Origin of the sequence: Streptomyces triticagri (genome assembly GCF_003429565.1) — a bacterium.
Taxonomy (GTDB): Bacteria; Actinomycetota; Actinomycetes; order Streptomycetales; family Streptomycetaceae; genus Streptomyces; species Streptomyces triticagri.
This window is the reverse complement of sequence record NZ_QUAK01000116.1, coordinates 24,557-39,369: the sequence shown is the minus strand read 5'-3', so window position 1 is coordinate 39,369 and position 14,813 is coordinate 24,557. Positions and strand designations below refer to the sequence as shown.

Here is a 14,813-nt window from a genome sequence, read left to right as displayed (position 1 = left end):
GGCAGCCGTGCGTGTCTCTTCCTCTCGTCCTCCAGGGTCCGGCCGATCTCCTCGGCCGGACCCTTTTCGTGCGCCTTTCGTACGCCCCGAGGGTCGGCTTCGCCGCGCGTATTGACGCGTGCATGTTCTTCCACGAGGCTGCCGTGGGAGCGCTCCCGTACGTCCGCCGTGACCCTGGAGTGAACCATGCGTCGTCGGTCAACTGCCCTGTTCGGCACGTCGATAGCCCTGGCCGCGGCACTGCTCGCGGCGCCCGCCGCCCAGCACGCCGAAGCGGCGCCCGAACCGGCCGCCGCCGGCCCCCGGCGACTGCACACCCCCGAGGCCAACCCGGATGCGTACCGCCAGGCCGTCCGGCTCGCCCTGACCGGCCGGCTGCGCGAAGCGGCCGGGATCGTCGCGATGGTCCGTACCCCGCACGCCGTCTGGTACGGCGACCAGAGCCCCGCCGAGGTCGAGCGGGACGCCCGCGCCGTGACCCGCCGGGCCGCCCGGGCGGGCGAGATGCCCGTCTTCGCGCTGTACAACGTCCCGGGCCGGGACTGCTCGAACTACTCGGGCGGTGGAGCCTCCGACACCGCCGAGTACCAGGCGTGGATCGACGCGGTGGCCCGCGGTGTCGGCCGCGAGCAGGCCATGGTCGTCCTCGAACCCGACTCGCTGGCCCTGCTGCCGGACGACTGCGGCCAGGACGACGACGAAGGCACCCTGACCGCCGCGCGCTACACCGAGGTCAACTACGCGGTGGACACCCTGGAGTCGCTGCCGGGCACCCGCGTCTACCTGGACACCGGCCACCCCGACTGGCACGCGGTCTCCTCGATCGTGCCCCGGCTCGTCAAGGGCGGCATCGAGCGCGCCACCGGCTTCTACACCAACGCTTCGAACTACAACACGGACGACGCCAACTCCTGGTACGGCAGGCTCATCTCCTCCTGTCTGGCGCACGTGGCCGACGGCGGCGACGCGGCCGGCTGCCCCGATCGGACGTGGCCGCGCGAGGACGCCGAGGACTGGATTCGGGCGAACGTCCACACCCCGCCCGAGCGCATGAAGCACTTCGTCACCGACTCCAGCCGCAACGGCCGCGGACTGTGGATCCCACCGGACGGCAAGTACACCGACCCCGAGGACTGGTGCAATCCGCCGGACCGCGGCCTCGGCGCCCGGCCCACCCTGCGCACCGGCGACCCGCTGCAGGACGCCCGGCTCTGGATCAAGACACCCGGAGAGTCGGACGGCCGCTGCCTGCGCGGTACGGACGGGCCGGAGGATCCCGAACGCGGCACCGTGGACCCCGAGGCGGGGGAGTGGTTCCCCCAACAGGCCCTGGAACTCGTCGAGTTCGCCGAACCGCCGCTGCTGCCCGGCCGGTGAAGGGCGTCGCGGGGCGCGCCCTCGTACGGTCGCCGGTCAGCGCGCGGAACTCGGCAGCTCGAGCCCGCCCGGCAGACCGGCCCCCTCGATGACGTACGTGCAGTCGGTGTAGGTGTATCCGGACTGGATGCGGGCCCCCGAGGTGTGGTTGCCCACCGCCTCGACCGTGCCCGCGCCCCGCTTGTACAGGAAGTGGTACGAGCCGGCCGGCAGCCGCAGCGTCGAACGGTCGTACTTCTTCCCGCTCTTGCACGCCGCCGAGCTGCCCGAGGCCCGGCTCGGATACTTCTTGCAGTCGCCGCACGCGGCGAGCTTCACCACGCCCGTGACCGGGCCCGTGTAGAGGATCTCGACCGAGGTCGGGGCGTCGTTCGTGATCACGTACTCCATGCGCGCACCGCCGGGCGCCCGGCTCGGCGGCAGGCGCTTGCCGGCGGACGCCCGGTCCTTGGCGATCTCCGCCGCGATCGCGATGGTCCCGGCCCGCGCCCGCCGCTTGTCGTCCTTGTACGTACGCCGGAACTCGCCGAGCGTCTTCAGGGCACCGGCGAAGTCCTTGTCCTCGAACCGGTCGACCCCGCAGGCGTACACGCCGTCGCGCACCGCGTCACCCGCGTCCTCGGCGAGGGCGTCGCCCGCGCCGTCGGGTAGGCCGGCCGCCGTGGTCCTGAGATGGCGCAACTGCTCGGTGGCGGTGCAGGGTTCGGCGCCGCCGACGGCCTTCTCGCGGGCCGAGATCTCCTTGCCGACCGCCGGTACGACCCGGCCCGCCTGGTCGGAGTCGGGGAACAGCCTGAGCAGCTCGGCGAGTTCACCGTCGGACGCCTCGCCGGCGGGCGCCGATGCGTCGTCGAGGCTCTGCAGTCCGCATTCGAGCAGTGAGGTGGCGAGCGGGCCGTCCGGCCAGCCGGCGAGCTTGCCGAGCAGCTCGCGGTCCAACCGCTTCGGCACCGTCCGCAGATAGGTCAGCGGCTCGACCGCCGCGCAGTACTCCTTCGCGTGATACGGGGCCGCGACCGACTTGTAGTACGCCTTGAGGCGGTCCGGCACCAGGCCCGCGGCCCGCGATCCGCCGTGCTCGCCCGCGAGTTCGCGGTAGCCGTCGAGCGCCTTGCGGTACTGCGGCTCGACGCTCGAGAACTGCTTGCCGTCCGCCCGCGCCACCCCGGCGTCCACCTTCTCCAGGCGATCGAGCAGCTGCTGCTCCCTGGCCTCGTCCCGCGCCTGGCCGTAGGCGACGGCGCCGCCCGCGGGGACGGCGAGCAGCACCAGGCCGAGGACTGCCGCGAGGACCGGACGGACCGGCAGCCCGGTCGCCGCGGGGCGGTATCCGCGCCGGGCGCCGTCGGCGGCGGCGAGCAGCAGTACGAGCCCGTACCCCACGAGCAGGCCGGTGGGCGGACCGTCCGGCTCGGCGGGCAGCACCGTCACCAGGAGCGCGGCCGTGGCGGCCCAGCACAGGGCGACGAGGAACCACGCCCGCAGGAGTAGGTAACCGAGCCCAAGACCGCTGAGATTGAGCAGCCCGGCCGCGGCGGCGCGAAGGCCGTCGCGGGGTCGGGGTCGGGGTCGGGGACCGGTGGGGGCGGCGCGGTCGGTGGAGCCGCGGGTGGAAGCGGCGGGGCAGGGGGAGTCGGGGGCACCGGGGGAGGTGCGGGTGCGGACGTCGGAGGTGGCGGCGGCTCTGGGCTCGTGGCCGGTTGCCCGGCACCCGGCGTGGGGCCGGCGGCCGCCTGCGGGGTATCGGGCGCGGTGGTGGAGGGCCGCCGCAGCATCCGGGTGGCGGACTCCTCGATCGCGCCGGGAGTGGGCGTCCCGGGAGCGGTCGCGCCCGGAGTGGTCGTGCCGGGAGTGGTCGTGTCAGGTCCGGACGAATCGGCATCGGTCTCACCCGCGTCGTCCGGCACCGCATCGTCCGGCACCGCATCCGACGGTCCCGAGTCCGCCGGCTCCGAGTCCGCCGGCTCCGCATCCCGCGGGACCGCGCCGTCCGGCACCGCGTCATCCGGCACCGCATCCCGCGGCACCGCGTCCGACGGTCCGTCCGGGCCGGAGCGGGGATCGGGCGGCGTACCGCCCTCTGGCGTCGCGTCGTGATCACCCATGCCGGCCCCCCAACCGTCGTACCGACGCGTACTCCGCACCCGACCGCGGAGGCGCACGGCCTTACCACCTTGCCAAGCCGACCAACCGGACGCAATGGTGCGTACGCCTCACACCCGACACGGGCCTTGTCCGGATGGCCCCGTTCCGGGCGTTGACGCACCCTGGAGGCATGACTGGCGACAACCTGGTACTCGCAGCAGTCGACGGCTCCGACCACAGTCTGAAGGCTCTCGACTGGGCCCTGCAGGAGGCACGGTTCCGCGGCGCCGAGGTGCTGGCCGTGCACGTGGGTCCCGGCGACACGGTCGCCCCGGCCACCGTGCATCCCGCTTCCCGGACTCCCGGTTTCGACCGCGACCTCGTACGGCGGCGCATCAGCGAGCACATCGACGGGCGGGTGGATCTCCCCGCGCTGAGCTACACGGCGGTGAACGGCCCGGTGGCCGGCACCCTCGCCGAGCTCGCGCAGAACGCCGACCTGATGGTGCTCGGCTCCCGTGGGCTCGGCGGCTTCCGCAGCCTGCTGCTCGGGTCGGTGGGGCGCAAGAGCGCGGCGCACGCGCCGTGCCCCGTGGTGATCGTGCCGGACGACGACCGGGCCGCCGAACCGGCGCCGCCCGGCGGTCACGGGCTGGTCGTGCTCGGCATGGAGCCGGAGGAGACGGGCGACGAGGTCGTCGAGTTCGCCTTCGCGGAGGCCCGGAGCCGCGGCGCCCGGCTGCAGACGGTGTCCACGTTCCTGGTCCCGCTCACCGCACTCGCGGTCGTCGGGGAACTGGCCGTCGTCGACGTGAACGACCCGGAGGCGCCCAGCGCCGTCTCCGAACTGAGCGCCCTGCAGACCGCACGCCTCGCACCTTTCCGCGCGCGGTACCCCGATGTGGCCGTCCAGCCGGTCGTACGCGCCGTGGACCCCGCCGGGCAGTTGGTGGATGCCTCGGTCAACGCGGACCTGGTCGTGGTCGGCCGGCACCGGCGCCGGCTGCGGGCCGACGCGATGATGATGGGGTCGGTCACCGGTGCGGTGGTCGCCCACGCGCATGGCCCGATCGCGGTCATTCCGCCGCGGGACGCCTAGGGGGCGTCTCGGGGAGACGCCCCCTGGCACAAGTGCGGTCTGCGGCCGTTCCGGGCACCGGCTTGCGGACCGTCCCTGTCCGCAAGCCACGCTAGCGTGCCGGGCATGACGAACACCCCGCAGGTACTCGGCCCGCGCGCGCTCAACAGGGCCACCCTGAGCCGCCAGTTGCTCCTCGACCGGGCACCGATGCGCGCCGGTGACGCCCTCACCCATCTCGTCGGCCTGCAGGCGCAGAACGTCAAGCCGCCGTACTACGCTCTCGCCGCCCGCCTGGCGGACTTCGACCCGGCCGAACTGTCCGATGAGCTCGAGTCCCGCCGGGCCGTGCGGACGGTCACGCTGCGCTCCACGCTTCATCTGCACACGGCCGCCGACGCGCGCGCCCTGCGCGACTTCACCCGGCCGGCGATCGACGGCGAACTGCGCCATTTCCGCAGCGGGCTCGCGGGCGTCGATCTCGATCGACTCACCGCCCTCAGCCGGGAGTTCGTAGCAAAGGAGCCCCGTACGCCGAAGGACTTCCGGGAGGAGTTGGCGCGCAGCTGGCCGCAGGCCGACCCGCAGGCACTCGGCGTCGCCGCACGCTGTCTGCTGCCGCTGGTCCAGGTCACCCCGCGCGGCCTGTGGCGCCGCAGCGGCCGGGTCGCCCTCGTGGAGCTCGACCAGTGGCTCGCGGAGTCCTCCGGCGCCGGAGGCGACGCCACTGCGGCCGCCCCCCTTCGCGCCGAGGACGTGATCCCGCGCTATCTGGCCGCCTTCGGTCCCGCCTCCGTCAAGGACATGCAGGCCTGGGCCCGGCTCACCCGTCTGCGCCCGGCCTTCGAGCGGCTCGCGCCCCGACTGCGTACTTTCCACGACGAGAACGGCACAGTCCTCCACGACCTGCCGGACGCCCCGCGGCCCGATCCCGACACCCCGGCACCACCCCGCTTCCTGCCCGAGTTCGACAACCTGCTGCTGTCCCACGCGGACCGCACCCGAGTGGTGCCGGCCGCGTACAAGGGCCGTTCCTGGAAGGGAAATCAGTCCTTCAGCGTGTTCCTGCTCGACGGATTCCTGGCCGGCGTCTGGCAGTTGACACAGGACAAGGACACGGCCGTGCTCACCATCGAGCCGTTCGGCACCCCGAACCGGGCGCAGCGCGCCGACCTCACGGCGGAGGCGGCCGCGCTGCTCGAGGGGCCACTCCACACCGACAGCATCTGGTCCGGCTACGACATCCGCTTCGGCACGGTCGTGGACACCTGAGCGGCCCGCACCGCACGTGGTTCGCGGCACGCCCCGGCCCGGTGCCGTCTGCCGCACTTCACGGCGACCGAGACGAGCAGCACCACCGCGCAGGACGCAAGCAGCCCGTGCGCGGGCCGCTCGGCGAAGGCCGCACCGCCCCATGCGCCGATCGCGACGGCCAGTACGGCCCAGAGCGCCGCACCGACGGCGTCGTAGGCCATGAATCGGCGTACGGGAAAGCCCACGCTCCCCGTGCACAGCGAGGACACCACCCGCCCGCCCGGCAGATAGCGCCCGGCCACGATCAGTACAGCGGCATGGCGCTCGACCTCGGCGCGCGCCCACGCGTGACGCCGGCGGCCCCGCTCGCCCCGCAACAGCAGGCGCAGCACGCCTGGTCCGGCCCGACGGCCGATCAGATGCCCGCCCACGTCACCGGCGAAAGCGCCCGTGGCGGCGAGCAGCGTGAGCAGTGCCAGCCGCTGCGGGTCGGGCCCGATCAGGACCGCAGCCGTCACCACGGTCGTCTCGCTGGGCATGAAGGGCAGCAGCGCGTCCAGACCGGCCGTGACGAAGACGATCCCCCACAGCCACGGCGAGTCCACCACGCCCTGGAGGAGACCGGTGTACTCGTCGAGCCACTCAAGCATGCCGCCCCGACACCTCTGTACTGCGCGGGAGTCGGACACCTGCCCCATGCGCCGCGGCGCCCGGGGCACCGCCGGACGAGGCGCGCCGGGCGGCCGCCGCGAGCATCCTGCGATCCACCCCCGCCCCCGGCCGGAGCGCCTCGTGCGCCTCGACCCGTACGGCCAGACCGCCGGCGCGCGCCACCCGCCGCAGCGAGCCGACGAAGGAGTCGTCGCCGACGAACGCCGCCACCGTGCTGGGCACACCGTGCTGGCGATAGCTGACCGTCACCGGCCGCACCGGCGCCCCCGCGTCGATCGCCGACTGGAACATCGCCCGGCGGTACGAACCTCCCGCCTCGGTGCACCAGGTCGTCCCCTGCGGGAACACGATCACGGACTGCCCCGCGAGCAGCCGGTCCCGCACCGCGGCCACCGCCCCCGGCAGGGCCCGCGGACTCTCCCGCTCCAGGAAACATGTGCCGGCCCGCCGCGCGAGGCGTCCCACCAGCGGCCAGTGCCCGACCTCGCGCTTTGCCACCAGGGAGGCCGGCTCCCTGGCCAGCAGGGCCGGCACGTCCAGCCAGGAGACATGGTCCGCCACGATCAGCGTCCCCACCGGCGGGCCGCCGTCCCCGGGCAGGCTGAGCGGGGAGTCGTCGCCCTCGAGCCGTACTCCCAGCGCGTCCAGCAGCCGGCGCGCCCGGTTCCGGACCGCATCGGGCCGGTCGAGGGAATCGCCCGCGAGGAGCGAACCACCCGCTGCCAGCAGGAAGTTGAGGCATCGCAGGGCAGCATCCGAGGCCCGCACCGGCGGCGCCCCGTGCACCGCGCAGCCCGGTGTGCACGGTGAGCGAGGCGACCAGGCGTTCATCCCGCTTCCCCGAGGAAGAACCGGCGGTAGCGGTCGCCGATGCGGTCCACGTCGAGCAGTACGTAGAAGTCGGCGACCCCGAACTCCGGGTCGTGAGCCGGTGCACCGCAGATCCACGCACCGAGACGCAGATAGCCGCGCAGCAGCGGCGGCAGGTCCGTGTACGCGGCCGGCTCCGCGAGCGGGCCGTCCGGCTGCCAAGGGCGGTGCGGGTGGACCCGCAGCTCGGGCGGCGCCGCGTGCCAGGCCGTGCCGAGCAGCCAGGCGCTGGTCGCCGCCCGGCTGCCGCCCTCCAGGGGCACCGAGGCGCAGCCGCCCAGATACCGGTGCCCGGAGAGCAGTACATAGCGTGCGAGCGCCGACCACATCAGGTTGATCACCGCGCCGGATCGGTGGTCCGGGTCGACGCAGGAACGGCCGGCCTCCACCAGCCGCCCCCGGATGCCCGCCAGCGACGACAGCTCGAACTCGCCCTCCGAATAGAGCAGTTCGGACCGGCCCGGCGGCAGCAGACGGTAGGTGCCGACGACCTTCCCGGTGCCTGTCTCGGTCACCACCAGATGGTCGGCGACCGCGTCGAAGGAGTCGGCGTCGAGGCCCGCCAGCGGCGAATGCAGCCGCGCGCCCAGCTCCTCGCCGAACACCTCGAAACGCAGCCGCTGGGCCGCCCGGATCTGTTCCGGCGTATCGGCGATCGACACGGCGTAGGTACGGGAATCCGCGGTTACAGTGGGCAGGGCAGGACGGGGCATGGGTGGACCTCCATCGACTGGTGTGTCAGACCCCGCGCGACACCGTGTGCAGCGCAGCCGCGTGGGACGCCTCTTGTCTTGCCGGGCCGTCGAGTTGCAGCTCGGCGGCCCGTTCCACTTCACCGTGCAGCGACGCGGTGAACGTGTCAAAGACTCCTGACACTTGTCAGGGAAGGATGAGGGAAAGTCAGGGTCGCCTCAGGGTCCTCCCCGTCGCGGCCCCCGGCGAACGCGGGAGAGCGGGAGACCCATGCGCGTACCCATGACAGTCAGCGACTTCCTTGACCGGGCGGAGCTCGGCTTCCGCGACTCCACCGGTGTCGTCGACGAGCCGGACCAGCCCGCACCGCCGGTCCCCACCGCCACGTACGGGCAGCTGGCCGACCGGGTCCGGGCCTGGCAGGCCGGCTTCGACGCGCTGGGGGTCGGCGTGGGTGAGCGGATCGCCGTCGTCAGCCACAACTCGGCACGCCTGCTCGAGCTGCTGTTCGCGATCACCACCAGCGGTCGGATCTGCGTGCCGGTAAACTTTCGCCTCCGTCCCGACGAGGTGGACTACGTGGTCCGGCAGAGCGGCGCCGGTGTGCTGCTCGTCGACCCGGAGCTCGACCACGCCCTGGCGGACGTCAAGGCGCGCCACCGCTACGTACTGGGCGAGCAGACCGAGACGGAGCTGATGCGCTTCGGCGTGCAGCCGCGGCCCTGGACCGAGCCCGACGAGGACGCCACCGCGACCATCAACTACACTTCCGGAACGACCGCACGCCCCAAGGGAGTCCAGCTCACCCACCGCAACATCTGGGTGAACGCCCTGACCTTCGGCCTGCACACCAGGGCCTGGGAGCGCGACGTCTATCTGCACACCTTGCCGATGTTCCACTGCAACGGCTGGGGCATGCCCTTCGTCATGGCCGGACTCGGCGCCAAGCAGGTGGTGCTGCGCAAGGTCGACGGCACCGAGATCCTGCGCCGGGTCGAGCAGCACGGCGTCACTCTGATGTGCGGCGCACCCGCGGTGTGGAACGCGGTCCTGGACGCGGCCGCAGCCTGGGACGGCGAGATCCCGGGCCGTGACCGGGTGCGCATCGTCTGCGCGGGCGCGCCGCCGCCGTCCCGGACCATTCAGCGCGTCGGTGAGGAGCTGGGCTGGGAGTTCACCCAGATCTACGGCCTCACCGAGACGTCACCGGTGCTCACCTTCAACCGCACCCGTGCGGAGGACGACGAACTGCCCGCCGAGGAGCGCGCCCGCAAGCTGTCCCGGGCCGGCCTGCCCGCCCTCGGCGTACGCCTGAAGGAGGCCGAGTCCGGCGAGGTGCTCGCGCGGTCGAACGTGGTCCTCGACGGCTACTGGGAGAAGCCCGACGAGACCGAAGCTGCCCTGCAGGACGGCTGGTTCCACACCGGTGACGGCGGCTCCCTCGACCCCGACGACGGTCATCTGACGATCTCCGACCGGAAGAAGGACGTGATCATCACCGGCGGCGAGAACGTCTCGTCGATCGAGGTCGAGGACGCGATCTTCAGCCATCCCGCGGTCGCCGAGGTCGCCGTCATCGGCGTACCGCACGAGAAGTGGGGCGAGACCATCAAGGCCCTGGTGGTGCTCGCGGATGGCGCCGATGCGGACGAGGCGGCGATCATCGCCCACTGCAAGGAGCGCATGGCCGGCTACAAGTCCCCGACGACGGTCGAGTTCCGTACGGAGATCCCCCGCACGGCCACCGGCAAGGTCCAGAAGTTCAAGCTCCGCGCGCCGTACTGGTCGGGGCGCGACCGGGGTGTCAACTGACAGCTGGCCGGGGGTGTTTCCCGGACTCGGACCCGGGCCCGGACCACCGACGCCAAGCTCCGACGCCGACCACTTGCAGCAAGCACCACCGACAGCGGCCACCGCCGGAGCGCCAGGTCGAGGCGCCTCGGCGGTGGCCGTGCCGCATCGCGCGCGGCGTGCCGGGCGGAGGAGGCTCGCACGCTGCACACGGACCGGCCGGCCGCCTTACGGGGGGAGTGCGGCCGGCCGGGGACGGGGGTCAGGCCCGCAGCTCGGGGAAGTCCTCGTATCTGAACTCCGTTGCGGGGCCTGGCCCTTCGGCCGCGGCCGCGTTCTCCCGCTGCCGCAGTTCCACTCGGCGGATCTTGCCGGAGATGGTCTTCGGCAGGTCGAAGAACTCGATCCGGCGCACCCGCAGGAACGGCGCGAGCCCGTCGCGGGCGTGCCTGAGGATCGACAGGGCCGTCTCGCGGTCCGGCTTCCAGCCCTCCGCGAGCGCCACATACGCCTTCGGCACGGAGAGCCTGGTCGGATCGGGCTGCGGGACGACCGCCGCCTCCACCACGGCCGGATGCTCGATGAGCACACTCTCCAGCTCGAACGGCGACACCTTGTAGTCCGAGGACTTGAACACGTCGTCCGTGCGCCCGATGTACGTCAGATAGCCGTCGGCGTCCCGGGACGCGACATCCCCGGTGTGGTAGCGACCGCCGTGCATCGCCTCGGCGTTCCGCTCCGGGTCGTCCAGGTACCCCGTCATCAGATTGACCGGCCGCCGGCTCAGATCCAGGCAGATCTCGCCCTCGTCCGCGGCCGGTTCGCCGGTGACCGGGTCGACCAGGACCACCGGGACGCCGGGCAGCGGGCGGCCCATCGAGCCGGGCTTCACCGGCTGGCCGGGGGAGTTGGCGATCTGCGCGGTGGTCTCGGTCTGCCCGAAGCCGTCCCGGATGGTCAGCCCCCAGGCGTCCTCGACCCGTGCGATCACCTCGGGGTTGAGCGGCTCACCGGCGCCGAGGATCTCGCGCAGTCCCTCCGGGCGCGGCCCGAGCTCGGACTGGATCAGCATCCGCCACACGGTCGGCGGCGCACAGAAGGTGTTCACGCCCGCCCGCCGGATCTGCTCCAGGAGCGAACTCGCGTCGAAACGCGTGTAGTTGTACACGAACACCGTCGCCTCGGCGATCCACGGAGCGAAGAACAGGCTCCAGGCGTGCTTCGCCCAGCCCGGCGAGCTGATCGTCAGATGCACATCGCCGGGCCGCAGACCGATCCAGTACATCGTCGTCAAGTGACCGACGGGGTACGAGGTGTGGGTGTGCTCGACCAGCTTCGGCTTGCTGGTCGTACCCGAGGTGAAGTACACGAGCAGCGGGTCGTCCGGTGCGGTCACGGCGCTGAACGGACCGGCGGACTCGGTGTCGTACGCCTCGGACAGCGGGTGCCAGCCCTCGACGGGCGGGCCGACCACGATCCGGGTGAAGTCGCCCGCGACATCGGCGAACTTCGCGGTGTCGGCGTGATCGGCGACCACGAAGCGGGCACGCCCGCGGTCGATGCGGTCGGCCAGGTCCGCGCCGCCGAGGGCGACCGTGGTCGGCATGATCACGGCGCCCAGCTTGGCGACCGCCAGCATGGTCTCCCACAACTCGACCTGGTTGCCCAGCATGAGCAGTACGCGGTCGCCCTTGCCGACCCCGATGCCGCGCAACCAGGTCGCGACACGGTCCGACCGGTCGACGAGCTCGGCGAAGCTGTGCCGCCGCTCGGAGCCGTCCTCCTCGACGATCCACAGGGCCGTGCGGTCGTTGCCCCTGGCGAAGGAGTCGAACCAGTCCGTGGCCCAGTTGAAGCGCTCCGGCAGCACCGGCCATTCGAAGGTGGCCACGGCCCGGTCGTACTCACCGGCCAGGCCGACGAGCAGGTCGCGTGCGTCGCGGTAGTCCATGCGGTCATCCCATCGTGCAGGGGGCGTGGCGGCGACCGTCCCTCGAGGGCACCTCCCGGGGATTGACGCCGCCAGGCGATCTTCCGCATCCTGGCCGCGCACGGCGCGGCCGGGAACCCCCGAACGGGGGAGAGGGCCGTCGACGGAGGATGGCGAGGACGAGGAAGTGGCCGAGGAAGTGGCGGAGGAAAGCGCGCCCGCACGGCGCCGGGACAACGCCGACGCCTTCCGCACCGCCCTGCGCGCCGTCCGCCGCGAGGTCGGCGTCCCGCTCGCCTTCGCCGGCGACGCCGCACAACCCACCCTGCGCCTGTCGTACTTCAACGGCAATCGCACCGACGGACTCCGCGGACTGCTCGTCCAGCGCGGCTTCGGCCTCGGCGGCCGCGTCCTCGACGAGGCCAGACCCGGCACGGTGCACGACTACGCCACCGCCGGCACCATCACCCACGACTACGACGCCCCGGTGCTCGCCGAGGGCATCTACGCCGTCACCGCGGTACCGGTGGTGGTCCGCGGCACCGCGCAGGGCGTCCTGTACGGCGCGATCCGCGAGAGCGTCGCGCTCGGCGACCGGGTCACCGAGGGCCTGGTACGGGTGGCCCGCCGCCTGGCCGGCGAGCTGACCGTGCGCCAGGAGGTCGACCGACGTGTCGAGCAGCAGCTGGCTGCCGCCCGGGAGGCCGCCGAGGCGCGGGTGAGCGAGCGGCTGCGCGAGGCGCACGCGGAGCTGCGCAGCGTGAGCGCCGCGGTCGACGACCCGGATCTCCGGCAGCGGCTGCAGCGGATCGCCCTGCGGCTGCAGCCACAGGACGGGACGCCTGCCGTGGTCCTGACCGCACGTGAGACCGACGTGCTGGCCCAGGTCGCCGTCGGCTGCACCAACGCCGAGACCGCCGCCAGGCTCGGCGTGAAGCCGGAGACGGTCAAATCGCACCTCTCCAGCGCCCTGGCGAAGCTCGGCGCCGGCAACCGGCAGGCCGCGGTGGTCGCCGCCCGCCGGGCGGGACTGCTGCCCTGACCGGCCACGGGCGCCCCGAGCCGGCCGGAAGGCCCGGCTACGCTGGGCGCATGCCTTCCAGCCGCCGCACCGCACGCCAGGCCGACCTGATGGAACGCCTTGTGGCACTGCTCCTCGCGGAGGGCTTCGCCGCCTTCACCGTGGACGACCTCGTGGAGCGGCTTCGCTGCTCCAAGACCACGCTCTACCAGCTGGCCGGCAGTCGCCAGGACCTCGTGGTCGAGGCGGTCAAGCACTACTTCAGGGGTGCGACCGAGGCCGTCGAGAAGCGGGTCGCCCAGACGGCCGCGCCGGCCGACCGGGTCCGCGCGTATCTGAACGCGGTGGCCGAGCAACTGCGCCCGCTCTCCCGCCGGTTCCTCGACGACATGGCGGACTTCCCGCCCGCGCGGCAGGTCTACGAGTCCAACACCCAGCTCGCCGCGGACCGGGTGCGCCAGCTGATCGCCGAGGGGGTGTCCGCGGGCTCCTTCCGCGAGGTGGACGCGGCCTTCGTGGGCGAGGTCGCCGCGGCGACCATGCGGCAGATCCAGCGCGGCGAGCTCGGCGAGCGCACGGGACTCAGCGACTCCGCGGCCTACGCCCAGCTCGCCTCCCTGATCGTGTACGCGGTGTCGGCCTGAAGGCACGCTGCGCGCGGCCCCTGCTCCCGCTTCGGCTCACCTGCCGCTCTCGTCCGCGCCCTCGCCCGCTTCCGGAACGGTACGCAGACTGATACTTTCGTACTGTTCTCCGTATCGTTGTAGTGATCGCTGCACAGACCGCTGCAGTGATCGTTGTAGCGCTGAATCGTCGAGTCGTGGAGGTGCGCCATGCCGGCCACTCGCGCCCTGCCCACCAGGGAAGCCGCCGACCTGATCGAGCTCACCCGCACCCTCGCGGCCAAGGAGCTCGCCCCCAGGGCCACCGAGGCGGAGGCCGACGGCACCTTCCCGCGCGACATCTTCCGGCTGCTCGGCCGCAGCGGACTGCTCGGTCTGCCCTACGACGAGGAGTACGGCGGCGGGGGCCAGAGCTACGAGGTCTACCTCCAGGTCCTCGAAGAGCTGGGCGCCGTCTGGTCCAGCGTCGGCATCGGTGTCTCGGTGCACGGCCTCGCCTGCTTCGGCCTGGCGGCGTACGGCTCCGAGGAGCAGAAGCGCACCTGGCTCCCCGAGCTGCTCGGCGGTGAACTCCTGGGTGCCTACTGCCTGTCCGAGCCGCACGCCGGCTCCGACCCGGCCGCGATGCGCACCCGCGCCGTGCGCGACGGCGACCACTACGTCCTCAACGGCACCAAGGCCTGGACTACGCACGGCGGCCACGCCGACTTCTACACCGTGATGGCCCGGACCTCCGATCACCGTACGCACGGCATCAGTTGCTTCCTGATCCCCGCGGACACCCCCGGCCTGCACGCGGACCCGCCGGAGAAGAAGATGGGCCTGACCGGCTCGGCCACCGCCACCATGCGCTTCGAAGACGTCCGCGTCCCCGTCGACCGCCGGATCGGCGAGGAGGGCCAGGGCCTGCACATCGCCCTGGCCTCGCTCGACCGCGGCCGCCTCGGCATCGCCGCCGTCGCCACCGGACTCGCCCAGTCCGCCCTCGACCAGGCGCTGCGGTACGCCCAGGAGCGCGAGACCTTCGGCAAGCCGATCATCGAGCACCAGGCCCTTGCCTTCATGCTCGCCGACATGGACGCCGGCATCGTCTCCGCCCGCGCCACCACGCAGGCGGCCGCCCGCCTCAGGGACCTCGGGCTGCCGTTCACCGTGGAGGCCTCCGTCGCCAAGCTCGTCGCCACGGACAATGCGATGAAGGTCACCACCGACGCCGTCCAGGTACTCGGCGGCTACGGCTACACCCGCGACTTCCCGGTGGAACGCCTGATGCGCGAGGCCAAGGTCATGCAGATCTTCGAGGGCACCAACCAGATCCAGCGCCTGGTCATCAGCCGCGCCCTCGACCGCGACGCGGGCGGAGCGATCACGGTGGTGGACGGGGGGAGTTGAGCCGGGGCATCACGCACCGGAGCCCTT

12 protein-coding genes are annotated in these 14,813 nt (G+C 72.7%); 7 read left to right on the top strand and 5 right to left on the bottom strand.

The window, feature by feature from the left end:
* The first annotated feature begins 186 nt into the window (after nt 1-186).
* Nucleotides 187-1,377 (top strand): glycoside hydrolase family 6 protein, encoded by a 1,191-nt coding sequence (locus DY218_RS21365; RefSeq protein ID WP_128557720.1) that lies wholly within the window; start codon nt 187-189, stop codon nt 1,375-1,377.
* A gap of 36 nt (nt 1,378-1,413) precedes the next feature.
* Here the strand turns inward: DY218_RS21365 and DY218_RS21360 are convergent, their stop codons facing one another.
* On the bottom strand, nt 1,414-2,808 hold the full coding sequence (locus tag DY218_RS21360; RefSeq protein WP_233521768.1) for a hypothetical protein: 1,395 nt from the start codon (nt 2,806-2,808) through the stop codon (nt 1,414-1,416).
* 844 nt (nt 2,809-3,652) lie between these two features.
* Between DY218_RS21360 and DY218_RS21355 the strand changes: the two genes are divergently transcribed.
* Complete coding sequence (locus DY218_RS21355; RefSeq protein ID WP_128557718.1) at nt 3,653-4,561, top strand: universal stress protein; 909 nt, start codon at nt 3,653-3,655, stop codon at nt 4,559-4,561.
* Nucleotides 4,562-4,666: 105 nt separating this feature from the next.
* Nucleotides 4,667-5,812: a winged helix DNA-binding domain-containing protein gene (locus DY218_RS21350; protein ID WP_128557717.1), complete on the top strand. Its 1,146-nt coding sequence runs from the start codon at nt 4,667-4,669 to the stop codon at nt 5,810-5,812.
* Here the strand turns inward: DY218_RS21350 and DY218_RS21345 are convergent.
* Genes DY218_RS21345 through DY218_RS21335 form a run of 3 tightly spaced genes read right to left on the bottom strand, consistent with a single transcriptional unit; the run spans nt 5,776 to nt 8,049 of the window.
* Nucleotides 5,776-6,444: a DedA family protein gene (locus DY218_RS21345; RefSeq protein WP_128557716.1), complete on the bottom strand. Its 669-nt coding sequence runs from the start codon at nt 6,442-6,444 to the stop codon at nt 5,776-5,778. The genes DY218_RS21350 and DY218_RS21345 overlap by 37 nt on opposite strands.
* A complete protein-coding gene (locus DY218_RS21340; protein WP_128557715.1) occupies nt 6,437-7,297 on the bottom strand; it encodes a lysophospholipid acyltransferase family protein in 861 nt (286 codons plus the stop codon). The genes DY218_RS21345 and DY218_RS21340 overlap by 8 nt, the downstream gene beginning before the upstream one ends.
* Nucleotides 7,294-8,049: a GNAT family N-acetyltransferase gene (locus DY218_RS21335; protein ID WP_128557714.1), complete on the bottom strand. Its 756-nt coding sequence runs from the start codon at nt 8,047-8,049 to the stop codon at nt 7,294-7,296. The genes DY218_RS21340 and DY218_RS21335 overlap by 4 nt, the downstream gene beginning before the upstream one ends.
* A gap of 250 nt (nt 8,050-8,299) precedes the next feature.
* On the opposite strand from DY218_RS21335, the gene DY218_RS21330 reads away from it, so the two are divergent.
* Entirely contained in the window at nt 8,300-9,841 is a 1,542-nt protein-coding gene (locus DY218_RS21330) for an AMP-binding protein (RefSeq protein WP_128557713.1), read from the top strand.
* A gap of 241 nt (nt 9,842-10,082) precedes the next feature.
* Here DY218_RS21330 and DY218_RS21325 read toward each other — a convergent pair whose 3' ends face one another.
* Nucleotides 10,083-11,771, bottom strand: a complete 1,689-nt coding sequence (locus DY218_RS21325; protein WP_128557712.1) for an AMP-binding protein — start codon at nt 11,769-11,771, stop codon at nt 10,083-10,085.
* A 166-nt stretch (nt 11,772-11,937) separates the two neighbouring features.
* Here DY218_RS21325 and DY218_RS21320 point away from each other — a divergent pair, with 166 nt between their 5' ends.
* The 3 genes from DY218_RS21320 to DY218_RS21310 all read left to right on the top strand — a co-directional run bounded on the left by DY218_RS21320 (nt 11,938) and on the right by DY218_RS21310 (nt 14,786).
* Nucleotides 11,938-12,792, top strand: coding sequence for a helix-turn-helix transcriptional regulator (locus DY218_RS21320; protein ID WP_233521767.1), 855 nt, complete (start codon nt 11,938-11,940; stop codon nt 12,790-12,792).
* Nucleotides 12,793-12,842: 50 nt separating this feature from the next.
* Entirely contained in the window at nt 12,843-13,415 is a 573-nt protein-coding gene (locus DY218_RS21315) for a TetR/AcrR family transcriptional regulator (RefSeq protein ID WP_128557710.1), read from the top strand.
* A gap of 189 nt (nt 13,416-13,604) precedes the next feature.
* Nucleotides 13,605-14,786: an acyl-CoA dehydrogenase family protein gene (locus DY218_RS21310; RefSeq protein WP_128557709.1), complete on the top strand. Its 1,182-nt coding sequence runs from the start codon at nt 13,605-13,607 to the stop codon at nt 14,784-14,786.
* Nucleotides 14,787-14,813 lie beyond the last annotated feature (27 nt).